Genomic DNA, 13,758 nt, shown 5'->3' with positions numbered 1-13,758 from the left:
CGGCTGTGTCCGGCCCGGGCCCGGGCACGGTGTCCGGGAGTCCAGCAGCCTCGGAGGGCATATGTCGCCGCACACCACGGACCTGACGCAAGACCTGACACACCGGCTGGTCCCCTCGCCGGCCGGCCGGATCCACCTGGTCGAACAGGGCAGCGGTCCGCTGGTGCTGCTCGTGCACGGCTTTCCCGAGTCCTGGTACTCCTGGCGCCACCAGCTGCCCGCACTGGCCGCCGCCGGATACCGCGCCGTCGCCCTCGACGTACGGGGCTACGGCCGCTCCTCGAAGCCTGCCGAGGTGGCCGCGTACCGGATGCTCGACCTCGTGGAGGACAACGTCGCGGTGGTGCGCGCCCTCGGCGAGTCGACCGCCGTGGTCGTCGGACACGACTGGGGCTCAATCATCGCCGCGAACTCCGGCCTGCTCAGGCCGGACGTCTTCCGCGCTGTGGGGATGCTGAGCGTGCCCTACAGCCCGCGCGGCGGCCCCCGGCCCACCGAGGTCTTCGCCCGGGTGGGCGGCGACGAGGAGTTCTACGTCTCCTACTTCCAGCAGCCCGGCCGTGCCGAAGCCGAGATCGAACCCGATGTACGCGGCTGGCTCGCCGGCATCTACGCCGCGCTGTCCGCCGACACCATGCCCGGCCGCGGCGCGCCGGACCCGCATTTCATCGCCCCCGGCGGCCTGATGCGCGACCGGTTCCCGACCGGGCGGCTGCCCGGCTGGCTGAGCGAGGACGCGCTCGACTTCTACGCCGCGGAGTTCGAGCGGACGGGTCTGTCCGGTGCGCTCAACCGCTACCGCAACATGGACCGGGACTGGGAGGACCTCGCCGACTTCGACGGCGCCCCCCTCACCCAGCCGTCGCTGTTCGCAGGTGGCGCCCTGGACGCCTCCACCACCTGGATGCGTGACGCCATCGAGGCCTACCCCACTACGCTCCCCGGACTGCACGCCTCCCACCTGCTCGACGACTGCGGCCATTGGATCCAGCAGGAGCACCCTCAGGAGATCAACCGGTTGCTGACCGACTGGCTCGGCTCGCTGCCCGCCCCGGCTGCCTGATCCAGCCCCCCCCGCAGGACGGCCCCTCCGCGAACCCCGTCACACCCGCGTGTCACGTCACCGCAGGCAGGGGCGTGTCAACTCACCGCCCTGGAGGGGCCGTTCGTCCGACGGCGTCGAGGGCCGGGCCGATGACGGCGAAGGCCCGGTCGGTCAGTGCGGCCGGGTCCTCGGCGCCGTCGCTGTCGCTCCACCGTTGCAGCACGGCGTCGAAGGCGGACAAGGCCGTCCCGGCGGCCAACTGCGGGTAGAGCTCCGCCTCCCCGTCGAGTTCCAGGCGGCGTGCCAACTCCGTCGCCAGATCGGCGCGCCACTGCGCCTGGCGCTCCAGGAAGCGTGCGTGCAGCGCCGGCGTACGCAGAATCAGCTGCACCACCCGCAGCGCCCGGTCGGCATGGTCGGCGCAAGCGGCCAGGGGGACCCAGACAGCGTGCCGCAGTGCCACGGACGGCGGTTCGGACAGCGGTCGGGATGCCAACTCCGCCCGGACATCGGTGCCCATGTCGGCCAGGAACTGGACGACCACGTCCTCCTTGGACGCGAAGTACCGGAAGAACGTCCGCTTGGACACGCCCGCGGTGGCCACGATCTCGTCGACGGTGACCACGTCGAACCCCTTCAGCGCCAGCAGTTGCAGCGCCGCCTCGGTCAGTTCGTCGGCGACGAGCTGACGTTTGCGCTGGGCGAGGCTCACTCCGCGGGAAGTCACCGGGACATCGTAGCCGCATGCCTTTTACGACGCCAACTGCCGCAGTTGACACCAAGTGCCACCCGAGGCAAGGTGTGCCGCATGACTCGGAAACAGGGTTGGACCGCCGAAGAGATCCCCGACCAGACCGGACGGGTCTTCGTCGTCACCGGAGCCGGCAGCGGCCTCGGCCTGGCGACCACCCGGGCCCTCGCCCGCCGGGGCGGGCATGTGGTCCTCGCGGTACGGGACGTGGACAAGGGTCGGCGGGCCGTCGCGGAGATCACCGCCGAGCAGCCGGACGCCGGTCTCGAGGTGCGCCACCTCGACCTGGCCGATCTCGACTCGGTCCGCGCCTTCGCCGACCGGCTCCGTGCCGATCACCCGCGGCTGGACGTACTCGTCAACAACGCCGGTGTGATGGCCCCGCCCCGCTCGCTGAGCGCACAGGGGTACGAGTTGCAGTTCGCCTGCAACCACCTCGGCCACTTCGCGCTCACCGGGTTGCTGCTCGACCCGCTGACCGCCGGGCGGGATCCCCGGGTGGTCACGGTGACTTCGGTCAACCACCGGAAGGCACGGCTCGACTTCGACGACCTCAACGGCGAACGCCGCTACTCGCCCATGGGCGCCTACAGCCGGTCGAAGCTCGCCAACGCCGTCTTCGGGCGGGAGCTACACCGGCGGCTCGCCGCGGCCGGCAGCCCGGTGCGCAGTGTGCTCGCCCACCCCGGCTACACCGCGACCAACCTCCAGCGGGGTACGCCGACCGGCATCTGGCGGCTGCTGCTGGGCCGTATCGGCAATCCGCTGCTCGCCCAGACCCCGGACCGCGGCGCGCTGCCCCAGCTGTACGCCGCGACCGAGCCGACCGTGGCGGGCGGCGGGTTCGTCGGGCCGGACGGACCGGCCGAGTTGCGCGGCAGCCCTACCCAGGTGCGGCTGTCCTCCGAGGCGGCCGACCCGGAAACCGGCCGCCGCCTGTGGGAGGTGTCGGAACAGCTCACCGATGTGCGTTTCGGCTTCCCGACCCCGGTCTAGAACGCCACCCTCACGACGTCCTCAGCGGCAGCTGCCCAGGCCCCCGGGTTCACCCGGGGGCCATACGATTGCGTACAGATCGAAGTGGCCCCGTGGATACGGCTCCGTATGGAAGGCTCGGGGAGACGTGAGGGGAGACACAGCATGGGCGTGACCCGCACGCCTCGCGGCAAGTGGATCGAGGAGGGGCTGCGCGCACTCGCATCCGGCGGCCCGGAGGCGGTCCGCATCGAGGTGCTGGCGCAGGCGCTCGGCGTCAGCAAGGGCGGCTTCTACGGATACTTCCGCAACCGGGAGGCACTGCTCACCGAAATGCTCGACACCTGGGAGCGTGCGGCCGCGGACGAAGTGATCGAGCGGGTGGAGCGTGCCGGGGGAGATGCCAGGGAGAGACTGGAGCGGCTGTTCACCCTCGCCTCGGCGAGCGAGGGGCCGGTGACGGGCGTCGTCGCCGACCTCGCGGTCCGCGACTGGGCGCGGCGCGACGAAGCCGTCGCGGAGCGGCTCCACCGGGTCGACAACCGGCGGATGGCGTATCTGCGCTCCCTCTTCTCCGCCATCTGTGCCGACGAGAGCGAAGTCGAGGTCCGCTGCATGCTCGCGGTCTCCCTGCGGATCGGCAACCAGTTCATCGCCGTGGACCACGATGGCCGCAGCCGTGCGGAGGTACTGGAACTGACCAGGAAGTGGCTCCTCAGATAGCTCGGTTCGCAGCAGCTCCGTCCATACCGGCGGGGCCGGTGGCCGGGTGTGCTCACCGGGTCGCCACCGTGCCCGCACCGCCGGGGCCGCATGCCGGAACCTGCGGCACCGGCGGTGCGGGTAAGCGCGCAGCAGCACGATCGACGGGCAGGATGTTCGGGTGAGTGAGGTGTGGGTGTGGCGACGGATCTACCGGTGGGTGCCCGCCGGGGTGCTCGTGCTCGCTGTCGGGCTCGATCTGCTCGCGCGTCATTGGGTCTCCACGGCGCCCCTGCTGGCGGTCGCGCCGGTGGTGGCCGCGCCGGTGCTGGAGCCGCTGACCATCATCGCCGTGGGCATCGCGGCCATGGCCGCACACGCCGGGCTGTCCTACTCGGACGGGACGTTCGGGCCACAGAGCGGCATCGGCACCCAGCTCACCCTGGTGGCCATCACCGCGCTGGCGGTGGGGCTCAACCGCACCATGCGCTCCCACCACGCCACCGCCGACAAGGCCCGGCACGCCGCCCAGGTCGCCCAGCAGGCAGTACTGCCCACGCCGCCGCAGCGAACAGGCGGCCTGCATGTCGAGGCCAGGTACGTCCCCGCCGACGAGACGGCCCTCATCGGGGGTGATCTGTACGTGGTCCAGGAGACGCCGTACGGGGTGCGCGCGATGGTCGGCGACGTACGCGGCAAGGGGCTGTCCGCCATCGCCGTCGTCAGCGCGGACATCGGCGCCTTCCGCTACGCCGCCGACCACTGCGCGGACCTGCCCACCGTGGTGGAGACCCTGGAGGAGACCCTCGTACGGGAAGGGCAGCGGCAGGGCGGACTCGAACAGACCGAGGGCTTCACCACCGCGCTGCTCGTCGAGTTCACCCCGGACCTGGAGCAGGTGCGGCTGGTCAACCGGGGCCATCCGCCACCGCTGCTGCTGGATCCGGCGGGCCGTGCCCGGGTGCTGGAGCCCAGCCAGGAGGCGCCGCCGCTGGGGATCACGACGCTCGGCAGCTGGATCTCGCCCGTGGAGACCTACGAGCTTCCCCCGGGCGCGACGCTGCTGTGCTTCACCGACGGAGTCACCGAGGCGCGGGACCGCAGTGGCACCTTCTACGACCCGGCGGACCGGGTCTCGCAGATGCTGGACGCGTATCGGCGCAACACCGGTTACCCGGCGGACGCGCGGACCGTCCTCGACTTCCTGGTCACCGACGTGCACCGGCACAGTGCCGGACCCGCCCAGGACGACCAGGCGCTGCTCGCCCTCACCCGTCCGACCCGCCGCAGCGACCTTCTGGTCCCGGCCCCGCCGCCCTCGCTCTGACGCCGCTCCCCGGCACCCGGGCGTTTCACCGGACAGCGGTCTCCGTCACGACTCGGCGAGAGCGCGCTGCGGTTCGTCCGGCTGTGCGGCTGGTCCGTCCGGCCGGGCGACGGTGCCCTCAGCGGCGTCGGTGAGGCCGAGGCTGAGGTGCTCCACGTGGTAGAGCGCCTGGTCGAGCAGGGCGGCGACGTGGTTGTCGTGCAGCGCGTAGACCACCGAGCGGCCCTGACGGGTGCCGGTGATCAGGCCGAGATTCCGCAGCAGCCGCAGCTGGTGGGAGCAGGCGGACTGCTCCATGCCGACGGAGGTGGCCAGTTCCGTCGCCGCGCACGGCCCTTCGCGGAGCCGGGCCAGGATCAGCAGCCGCGACGGGGTGGCCAGGGCCTGGAGCGTGGTGGCGACCTGCGCCGCGTTCTCCGAGGTGAGACGGGTGCGCGGGGTCGCATCGGCATCGGGGGTGTTCGCTGCATGGCCCATGGGTACATCCTACGGAGATGAACACATGAATGGCTGTTCAATCGTTCCTGTATGGTGACGGAGTCGCTTCTCCCCCAGCGAAGGACCCCTGTTCGTCATGGCCTCCACCCTGACCAAGCCCTCCCCGTCGCCGGTCGCACGGCCGGTGGCTCCGCGCCGGCGCACCCGCGTACTGGCGCTCCCCGAGGCGCGCTGGGCACTCGCCGCGCTCGTGCTGTTCCTGCTCGCCCTGCCGCTGAACCTGCTGGGCGCCCCGGCGTGGACCTGGGCGCCGCTGTTCGCCGCCACCTACGTCACCGGCGGCTGGGAGCCGGGCTGGGAGGGGCTCAAGGCACTCAAGGACAGAACGCTCGACGTGGACCTGCTGATGGTCGTCGCGGCGCTCGGCGCGGCCGCGATCGGACAAGTGCTGGACGGCGCGCTGCTGATCGTCATCTTCGCCACCTCCGGCGCCCTGGAAGCCGTCGCCACCGCGCGGACCGCCGACTCGGTGCGCGGCCTGCTCGACCTCGCTCCCGCGACCGCGACCCGGCTGCTGCCCGACGGCGGCGAGGAGAGCGTCCCGGCCCAGACCCTCGCGGTGGGCGACACCATCCTGGTACGTCCCGGAGAGCGGGTCGGCGCCGACGGCCTCGTACTGGACGGACAGAGCGAGGTGGACCAGGCGACCATCACCGGCGAGCCGCTGCCGGCCGCCAAACAGTCCGGTGACGAGGTGTTCGCCGGCACCGTCAACGGCACCGGAGCGCTGCGGGTCCGGGTGGAACGCGATCCGTCCGACTCGGTGCTCGCCCGGATCGTGGCCATGGTCGAGGAGGCCTCCGAGACCAAGGCCCCCACCCAGCTGTTCATCGAGAAGGTCGAGCAGCGGTACTCCCTGGTGATGGTCGCCGCCACCCTCGCCCTCTTCGCGGTGCCGCTGCTCCTCGGCGCAGCCCTCCAGCCGACGCTGCTGCGCGCGATGACGTTCATGATCGTCGCCTCGCCGTGTGCGGTCGTCCTGGCCACCATGCCCCCGCTGCTCTCCGCCATCGCCAACGCAGGGCGGCACGGGGTGCTGGTGAAGTCCGCGGTCGTCATGGAACGCCTCGGGCAGACCGACGCGGTGGCCCTGGACAAGACCGGCACGCTCACCGAGGGCACCCCGCAGCTGGCCGAGCTGTGCCCGCTGCCCGGCTCGGGGCTGACCGAGGAAGCGTTGCTGAGCCGGGCGGCCGCCGCCGAGCGGGCCAGCGAACACCCGCTGGCCCGCGCGATCGTGGACGCCGCCCGCGCCCGCGGCCTCTCCCTCCCGGCCGCCGACGACTTCGCCTCCACCCCAGGGCTCGGCGTCACCGCCACCGTCGACGGCCACCGCATCCAGGTCGGCGCACCCAGCCGCCTCCTGGACCAGGACGCCCGGCCGGCCGCCGGAGCCGCGTCCGCGACGGAGCCGGAAGACGCCGCCCAGGAGACGGTGCGTCAACTGGAGGAGAACGGTCGCACAGCTGTGGTCGTCCTCGCCGACGGCCGGCCGGTCGGCCTGCTGGGCATCGCCGACCGGCTGCGGCCCGACGCCGCCGAGGCCGTTGCCGCGCTCAGGACCCTCACCGGTGCCTCACCCGTGCTGGTCACCGGCGACAACGAGCGCGCCGCCGCGCTCCCGGCGGCACGGACCGGCATCACCGAGGTACGCGCCGGACTGCTGCCGCAGGACAAGGTCGCCGCCGTCCGGGAGTTGGAAGCGGCCGGGCGCAAGGTGCTCGTTGTCGGCGACGGCGTCAACGACGCGCCCGCGCTGGCCGCCGCACACACCGGCATCGCCATGGGCAAGGCCGGTTCCGACCTCGCGCTGGAGACCGCCGACGCCGTGGTGGTCCGCGACGAACTCGCCGCCATCCCCACCGTCGTCAACCTCTCCCGCTCCGCACGCCGCCTCGTCGTGCAGAACCTGGCCATCGCGGGCACCTTCATCGCCGTCCTGGCCGCCTGGGACCTGTTCGGCACCCTCCCGCTGCCGCTCGGCGTGGCAGGTCACGAGGGCTCCACCGTCCTGGTCGGCCTCAACGGGCTGCGCCTGCTGCGCGACGCGGCCTGGGACCGCGCCCGCCTGCGGCCCGACGGGTGAGCTGCCGCAGCACTCATTGGGGCCTGTTGGTTTCGGGGTGCCGCTGGAGTTCGGGCGCGCACCCCGGGTGGGCGACGGTCTGGCGGAACCTGACCGCCTTCGCGGCGAGCTGCCGCTCCAGGTAGTCCGCCGCGTCGGCGGGCCGCATCCGGGCGAGGGCGACCAGGCCGGTGATGACCACGTCCGCCACCTCGGCGTGCACATCCTCCCAGGCGTGGCTGTAGCCCTTGCGGGGATTGGTGCCCTGGACGCCGATGACGGCCTGGGCCGCCTCGCCCGTCTCCTCCGCCAGCTTCAGCACCTGCAACGTCCACTGCTGCTCGCGTTCCTGGCCGCGCGCATCGCCGTGCGCGTCGAAGGTACGGGCGAGCCCGGCGACGGTCGGCCACACGCCGCGCCCAGCGCTGCTGTCCCCGTCGGCCGACGGGGCAGGGGAATTGCAGACCGACCGGTCGGTCGCGGGGGTCGCCGGGCAGTCGGTCGAGTCGTCGGCCACGGGCGAGGTCGAACGCAGCGGCGGCAGACCGGGCAGCGCGCCTGGCCACACCGCTTCCAGGGCCTGGGCCGAGGGTGCGAAGACCGGCCCGACCGTGGCGAGGGTGCGCGGGTCGTGCCACTCCCAGCGCCGGAAGCGGTCCGGTTCGGGACAGGGCGATGTCAGCGTGCCGGACCAGGCGGTGACGCTCACCACGGCAGACACCCGCGGTACGCCGTCGTTGTCGTCCAGCAGGACCGTCCGCAGCCGCGCGTCGTCGACGTCGGCGCGCAGACCGGTCTCCTCGGCCAACTCGCGCACCGCCGCGGCCTCGAACGACTCACCGGGCTCGATACGGCCGCCGGGCAGCTCCCACATGCCGTCGACCGACCGCCCGAGCAGTACCCGGCCGCTTCCGTCGGTGACGACCGCACACGCGCCGACCGCAGCATGCGGAACCGGACGGCCCTTCTCCACCGCGGCGAAGGTATGCGGCGCACCCCGCAGCACCAGCATCGCGAGACCGTCCGCGTCGAACCGCTCCACCTGCTCCCAGCCCTCGGCCAGCAGACCGATCTCCTCCTCGTCCAAGGCGATGTCCCGCCGGGCCAGGGACACCTGCTCCGCCGACGGCGTGATCACCACCAGCGCCCCGCCGGGACGCAGCCGTTCACCGAGCCCGCGCAGGACACGAGCGCGGTCCCGCAGAAAGGGATAGGCGAGCCGCAAGGTGATCAGGTCGTAGCCGTCCTCGCGCAACTCGGCGAAGTCGTCGTGCTCGACATCCAGCTGGAGCCACCGCACCGCGCCGCCCGCGCCGTACTCCGTCCGTGCGCGGTCCAGTGCACTGCCCGCCTGGTCGACGGCGTCCACCTGGTAGCCGAGCCCGGCCAGACAGTGGGCCAGTTCACCGGTGCCGCAGCCGACGTCCAGGGCGGTGCCGCCGTCGGGGGCGGCCAAGTGCTTGGCGAGCAGCGCCCGTTCGGTCTCGCCGAGTGGCCGGAAACCGCGGCCGTCCGCGTAGTGCCGGTCCCACTCCTGTGACGTGACGTAACCCAACGCGCTGCTCCTCACCTGTGCTGCGGTCGACGGTCCTGCGATGGCAGGCGTGAGCTGCCTTCCCCTCCGCCGCGGCGCGGAACCCCGATGAGCTGGTGGGGGAGTGCTGTCAGCCGCGTTCAGGCCTGCGGTTCCCGTGAGACACCGGAGAGGACTGTCGTCACCGTCCTGCGGACCGCTTCGGTCTGCGGGGGTGCGCTGTGCCGGTCGGCGAACAGCAGATGCGCGGCCCCGATCAGGGTGGGCGCGAGGGTGTCGATGTCGGCGTCGTCCGCGGCGATACGGCCCAGTTCGCGTTCGGCGGTGAGGTAGGACGCGACCATGGCAGCGGCTTCCGTCAGCAGCGGAACGCCTGTCGGCCTCGTCCGGCGCAGCCGTGCGCGCAGCTCGTCCCGGGAGGTGACGAGGCCGACGATCGCCACCGCGACCGACGCGAACAGCTCCGTCAGCGCACTGGTGAGGTTGTCCGCGACGGTGCCGTGCCCTGCGGCGGCACGGAGGGCCGCGGCCTGGCCGTCGAGCCGGTCCACGCGGTCCTGCACCAGCTCGGCGAGGAAGGCGTCGAAGTCGGTGAAGTGCCGGTGCAGTACGCCCTTGGCGCAGCCTGCCTCGGTGGTCACCGCCCGGCTGGTCAGCGCGTTCGGCCCATCCCGGAGCAGCACACGCTCGGCGGCCTCGAACAGCTGCTCGCGCACATCCCGGATGGCCACTCCTGTCGGCACCGCGTACGTCTCCTTCTCGTAGGGCTCGCCGGCACGGCGAGTGGGCATGCGCCCATCATTGTGCCGGAGCGCACGCGCCCCGCCGTCACCTGGCAGAAGCGACCGGGGAGCGAGTGCTGCCGCCCCTCTTGACGCCCCGTGGTGCCGACCACATATTTACCTCTCGGTGCAACTGGCCAGTAACCGCCGGGCCGTGCCCCGCCTTTCCCACTCACGAGAGGTACCGTCATGCGCTCACGCATGTCCAGCTGTCGCGCCAGATCGGCCGTTGCCCTCGCCACCGCAACCGCCGCGGTGACAGCAGGCGCGGGGCTCGGTGCGAGCCCCGCGCTGGCGGACGACGTCACCGTCCACCGCTACGTCGCCCTGGGGGACTCCTACGCGTCGGGGGCCGGCGTGCCGAACATCGTCGACCAAACGTGTTCGCGCTCCGACCGCAACTATCCCTCGGTCGCCGGCGCCGCCCTCCGCCCCGGCGCCCAGAAGGACGTCACCTGCGGAGGAGCCACCACGAAGGATCTGAACTCGGCACAGTTCCCGTCCGTCACCCCGCAGTTGGACGCGCTGAGCAAGGACACCGACCTGGTCACCCTCACCATCGGCGGCAACGACATCGGCTTCGGCGACATCATCGTCCGCTGCGTCTCCCTCGGGCTGCTCAACCCGCTCGGCTCGCCGTGCAAGAAGAGCTACACCTGGACCGGGAAGGACGAACTCGCCGCCACCATCGAGAACACCGCCCCCAAGATCTCCAGGGCCATCGCCGACATCCGGGGACGGGCCCCGCACGCCAAGGTCCTGATCACCGGTTACCCGGCGATCCTGCCCGACGACGGCAGCAACTGCCCCTCGGTCGTCTCCATCGCCAAGGGGGACGCTCCCTGGCTGCGCGACACCCACAAGCACCTCAACACCATGATCGCCAAACAGGCCGCCGAGCACGGTGCCGTGTACGTCGACACCTACTCCAAGTCTGTCGGGCACGACGTGTGCAAGCCGGTCGGCACCCGCTGGATCGAACCGCTCATCACCAACGCCGCGGCTCCATTCCACCCCAACGCCGCCGGTGAGAAGGCGATGGCCGACGCCGTCCTCGCCGCCACCCGCTGAACCCACGCGCTTCCCAGGCGCCACTCCCCGGCCGGACCCCGGCTGGTGGGAGTGGCGCCTTGCTGTTGCGGTCGTGGATCTCGTGGTGGTCGCTTCTTCCCGGTTCCCGACCCCTTGACGGTGCGTCCGATCCGACTACGGTCACTGACGCAATACCGGATGCCGTACGAAATATCGAACGCCCGGGTTCCCGTGTCACCGCACCGAGAAGAACTCCAGCGTTGTGCCGCCCCCCAACCCCCCACCGGAGGCAATGCAATGGAAGCTTCACGTCCGCTGCGCAGGCGAACCGTCATGGCCACGGCCGCCGGTCTGTCGGCCGCCGCTCTTGGCACCGGCCCGGCCCGAGCCGCCGCCACCCGTCCAGGAGGCTCCGCGCGCCCCTTCGGGGCGCGTGCTCCCGCTGAGCGCTGCCGGTCCCGGCTGAGGTGACCTGGGTACTCAGTCCGTGTCGAGGCCGTCGATCAGGCGGTTGAGGAATCGGGTGAACATCGCGTCCGGGGTCAGCGGGCGGCCCGGCGCGGCGAGGGCCTCGGCGAGTTCCGGGTGGTGGCCGTCCGCGGCGACGGTGGCGAGGTAGCGGGCCTCGGCCGCGGCCTGCTCGGGGGGCCGCGCGGTCCCGGCCTGGGTGAGCTCGTAGCCGACGTACCCGGCAACGAACGCCGTCAGCTGGGAGAAGACCTCCAACTTGGCGGCGCCGTCCAGCCCGGTGGGCCGCAGTGCCGCGAGTGCGCGTTCCAGGAAGGCCAGGGTGTTGGGCCCGAGCGTGCGGCGGGTGGTCAGGGTGGCGGGCAGCCAGGGGTGCCGCAGCATCAGGGCGCGCTGGTCGTGGGCGACGGCCTTGAGGTCGGCGCGCCAGTCCCCGGTGGGGGCGGTCGCCGTCGGGAGTTCGCCGCTGACGTGGTCGACCATGAGTTCCAGCAGCGTGTCCTTGTCGGGCGCGTAGCTGTAGAGCGACATGACGCCGGCTCCGACCTCGGCGGCGACCCGCCGCATGGTGACCGCGTCGAGTCCTTCCGCATCCGCCAGGGCGACGGCTGCTGTCGTGATCGCCTCGCGGCTGAAGGCGGGTCTGCGGCCCCGACGCGGCCGTTCGGGGCTCAGCCAGAGCTGGTGCGGGTCTACGCCCGTACCGCCGGAGTCGCCATCACGCGTCACGGTCCCGAACTCCCTTCTCCGCACCGGCTGTGCTGCCTTCGCGCCGGCGGTGAGCCCCGCGGAAGACATCCCACTTTGCGGAAGCCATCCAAGCATCTACAATTCCCGTACGTTGTACGGGAATGGTGGAGGAAGCAATGACGTCAGCTCCGCACGACACCGCGCCCCGGCAGGTCTGGACCCCGCCGGCGCGGAAGCCGCCGCTGTCCGCACGGATGCTGCGCGCGACCTGGCGCCGTCTCCCCGCCGCACAGCACGCCATCGGCTGGGAGCCGGGCCTGGAGGTGCCGGCCGCCGACGGCAGTCCGCTGATCACGGACCACTACTTCCCCCGCACACCGGGCGACTTCCCCACCCTTCTGGTGCGCTCGCCCTACGGCAGAGGAGTGCCGTGGTCACCCATGTACGGCGTGCTCTTCGCCGAGCAGGGATTCCACGTCGTGCTGCAGAGCTGCCGCGGTACCGGTGGCTCGGGCGGCCGGTTCGATCTGTGGCGCAACGAGGCGGCGGACGGCCGGGCGACGGTGGCCTGGCTGCGTGAACAGCCCTGGTTCGACGGGAGGCTGGGCACGGTCGGGCCGAGTTATCTGGGCTATGTGCAATGGGCGCTGGCCCTGGACCCGCCGCCCGAACTGAAGGCGATGGCCGTCCAGGTGGGACTGCACGACCCCTACGCCCTGTTCCACGCGGACGGAGTGCCCCGCCTGGAGAACGCGCTCCTCGTCGGCATCGGCATGACGTACCAGCACCAGGGCGTGGCCGCCTTCGCCAGGGCGACACTCCGACTCCAGCGCGGGCTGCGCGGCATCGCCACCGCACGGCCGCTGCGCGGCGGATACGTCGCTGCCCTCGCACAGGAAGTCCCCTGGCTGGACGAGGTGTTGACGCACCCGGACGCCGACGACCCGTACTGGCGTGGCGCGTCCACGGCCGAGGCAGCCGACCGGCTCACCGTTCCCACCGCTCTGGTCACCGGATGGCACGACGCCCTGGTCGACCAGACCCTCGAACAGTACGGCCGGCTGCGCCGGGCCGGGTGCGAGAGTGCTCTGCTCGTGGGCCCGTGGACGCACACCTCCGCACTCCAGCAGGGCTGGCCCGAGGTCTTCACCGAGAGCCTCGCCTGGCTGCGCGCCCATCTGTGCGACGACCCCTCGGGGCTGCGCGCCACCCCGGTGCGGGTCCACATGGGCGGCGAGGACGCCTGGCGGGACCTCGATGCCTGGCCGCAGTCCCCGGCCACCACCTGCTGGTTCCCCACCGCGGACCGCCACCTCACCCGGCAGCCCCCCACCGACTCCGCGCCCGTGGCCGGCTTTTCCTACGACCCGGCCGACCCGACACCGTCGCTCGGCGGCCCGCTGCTCTCCCGTACCGCCGGGCCCCGCGACAACGCGACCCTGGAATCCAGGGAGGACGTGGTGACATTCACCGGCCCGCCGCTGGCAGAACCCCTCGACATCGTCGGCCCCGTCTCCGCCCGGCTGAGTGTCGCCACCGACACCGGGTACGCCGATGTCTTCGCCCGGCTGTGCGACGTGGACGCACAGGGCCGTTCGACCAACGTCTGCGACGGGCTCGCCCGGGTCCGCACGGCAGGGGAGGAGCCTGCGGAGATCACCGTCGCGATGAGCTCCACCGCCCACCGGTTCGCCGCGGGCCACCGCATCCGCTGGCAGCTCAGCGGAGGCGCCCACCCACGCTTCGCCCGCAACCCCGGCACCGGTGAGCCCGCACTCGAAGCCACCGACCTCGCACCGGTCCGGATCACCCTCCACGCACCCTCGGCGCTGCTGCTGCCCGAGTCCCCGGCCACGACAGGCAGTTCGTGATCCGCGGCGTTACCGGGC

General features: G+C 72.2%; 12 protein-coding genes. 7 read left to right on the top strand and 5 right to left on the bottom strand.

All coding sequences use genetic code 11. The features are described from left to right. Positions 1-61: 61 nt before the first annotated feature. Positions 62-1,063 carry an alpha/beta fold hydrolase gene (locus ACQEU8_RS02760; RefSeq protein WP_433096388.1) on the top strand — a complete coding sequence of 334 codons (1,002 nt, stop codon included), beginning with the start codon at positions 62-64 and terminating at the stop codon, positions 1,061-1,063. A gap of 82 nt (positions 1,064-1,145) precedes the next feature. On the opposite strand, the gene ACQEU8_RS02755 is transcribed toward ACQEU8_RS02760, so the two are convergent. Continuing rightward, complete coding sequence (locus tag ACQEU8_RS02755) at positions 1,146-1,772, bottom strand: TetR family transcriptional regulator (protein WP_433096386.1); 627 nt, start codon at positions 1,770-1,772, stop codon at positions 1,146-1,148. 81 nt (positions 1,773-1,853) lie between these two features. On the opposite strand from ACQEU8_RS02755, the gene ACQEU8_RS02750 reads away from it, so the two are divergent. The 3 genes from ACQEU8_RS02750 to ACQEU8_RS02740 all read left to right on the top strand — a co-directional run bounded on the left by ACQEU8_RS02750 (position 1,854) and on the right by ACQEU8_RS02740 (position 4,800). Further along, entirely contained in the window at positions 1,854-2,792 is a 939-nt protein-coding gene (locus ACQEU8_RS02750) for an oxidoreductase (protein ID WP_433096384.1), read from the top strand. A gap of 144 nt (positions 2,793-2,936) precedes the next feature. Next, positions 2,937-3,494: a TetR/AcrR family transcriptional regulator gene (locus tag ACQEU8_RS02745; RefSeq protein WP_433096382.1), complete on the top strand. Its 558-nt coding sequence runs from the start codon at positions 2,937-2,939 to the stop codon at positions 3,492-3,494. Between the two features lie 160 nt (positions 3,495-3,654). Next, positions 3,655-4,800 carry a PP2C family protein-serine/threonine phosphatase gene (locus ACQEU8_RS02740; protein WP_433096380.1) on the top strand — a complete coding sequence of 382 codons (1,146 nt, stop codon included), beginning with the start codon at positions 3,655-3,657 and terminating at the stop codon, positions 4,798-4,800. A gap of 45 nt (positions 4,801-4,845) precedes the next feature. Here ACQEU8_RS02740 and ACQEU8_RS02735 read toward each other — a convergent pair whose 3' ends face one another. Continuing rightward, entirely contained in the window at positions 4,846-5,277 is a 432-nt protein-coding gene (locus ACQEU8_RS02735; protein ID WP_433096378.1) for an ArsR/SmtB family transcription factor, read from the bottom strand. Between the two features lie 97 nt (positions 5,278-5,374). Between ACQEU8_RS02735 and ACQEU8_RS02730 the strand changes: the two genes are divergently transcribed. Next, a complete protein-coding gene (locus tag ACQEU8_RS02730) occupies positions 5,375-7,384 on the top strand; it encodes a heavy metal translocating P-type ATPase (protein ID WP_433096376.1) in 2,010 nt (669 codons plus the stop codon). A gap of 13 nt (positions 7,385-7,397) precedes the next feature. On the opposite strand, the gene ACQEU8_RS02725 is transcribed toward ACQEU8_RS02730, so the two are convergent. Together ACQEU8_RS02725 and ACQEU8_RS02720 are read right to left on the bottom strand one after the other, a co-directional pair. After that, positions 7,398-8,918, bottom strand: coding sequence for an NUDIX domain-containing protein (locus ACQEU8_RS02725; RefSeq protein ID WP_433096374.1), 1,521 nt, complete (start codon positions 8,916-8,918; stop codon positions 7,398-7,400). 119 nt (positions 8,919-9,037) lie between these two features. After that, positions 9,038-9,640, bottom strand: a complete 603-nt coding sequence (locus ACQEU8_RS02720; RefSeq protein WP_433102103.1) for a TetR family transcriptional regulator — start codon at positions 9,638-9,640, stop codon at positions 9,038-9,040. A 240-nt stretch (positions 9,641-9,880) separates the two neighbouring features. Between ACQEU8_RS02720 and ACQEU8_RS02715 the strand changes: the two genes are divergently transcribed. Continuing rightward, positions 9,881-10,750 carry an SGNH/GDSL hydrolase family protein gene (locus ACQEU8_RS02715; protein WP_433096372.1) on the top strand — a complete coding sequence of 290 codons (870 nt, stop codon included), beginning with the start codon at positions 9,881-9,883 and terminating at the stop codon, positions 10,748-10,750. A 441-nt stretch (positions 10,751-11,191) separates the two neighbouring features. Here ACQEU8_RS02715 and ACQEU8_RS02710 read toward each other — a convergent pair whose 3' ends face one another. Continuing rightward, positions 11,192-11,908 (bottom strand): TetR/AcrR family transcriptional regulator, encoded by a 717-nt coding sequence (locus ACQEU8_RS02710; RefSeq protein WP_433096370.1) that lies wholly within the window; start codon positions 11,906-11,908, stop codon positions 11,192-11,194. 137 nt (positions 11,909-12,045) lie between these two features. On the opposite strand from ACQEU8_RS02710, the gene ACQEU8_RS02705 reads away from it, so the two are divergent. Continuing rightward, the gene (locus ACQEU8_RS02705) at positions 12,046-13,740 is read left to right on the top strand and encodes a CocE/NonD family hydrolase (RefSeq protein ID WP_433096368.1); all 1,695 of its coding nucleotides are present in this window, start codon (positions 12,046-12,048) and stop codon (positions 13,738-13,740) included. Positions 13,741-13,758: the final 18 nt, after the last annotated feature.

This window comes from Streptomyces sp. CA-250714, from assembly GCF_050936705.1.
GTDB lineage: Bacteria > Actinomycetota > Actinomycetes > Streptomycetales > Streptomycetaceae > Streptomyces.
This window is presented reverse-complemented; position numbering and strand designations above follow the sequence as displayed.

Coding starts and splice junctions, on each gene's coding strand:
- ACQEU8_RS02760 (WP_433096388.1), top strand. CDS start 62: ATGTCGCCGCACACCACGGACCTGACGCAAGACCTGACACACCGGCTG.
- ACQEU8_RS02705 (WP_433096368.1), top strand. CDS start 12,046: ATGACGTCAGCTCCGCACGACACCGCGCCCCGGCAGGTCTGGACCCCG.
- ACQEU8_RS02745 (WP_433096382.1), top strand. CDS start 2,937: ATGGGCGTGACCCGCACGCCTCGCGGCAAGTGGATCGAGGAGGGGCTG.
- ACQEU8_RS02750 (WP_433096384.1), top strand. CDS start 1,854: ATGACTCGGAAACAGGGTTGGACCGCCGAAGAGATCCCCGACCAGACC.
- ACQEU8_RS02730 (WP_433096376.1), top strand. CDS start 5,375: ATGGCCTCCACCCTGACCAAGCCCTCCCCGTCGCCGGTCGCACGGCCG.
- ACQEU8_RS02715 (WP_433096372.1), top strand. CDS start 9,881: ATGTCCAGCTGTCGCGCCAGATCGGCCGTTGCCCTCGCCACCGCAACC.
- ACQEU8_RS02735 (WP_433096378.1), bottom strand. CDS start 5,277: ATGGGCCATGCAGCGAACACCCCCGATGCCGATGCGACCCCGCGCACC.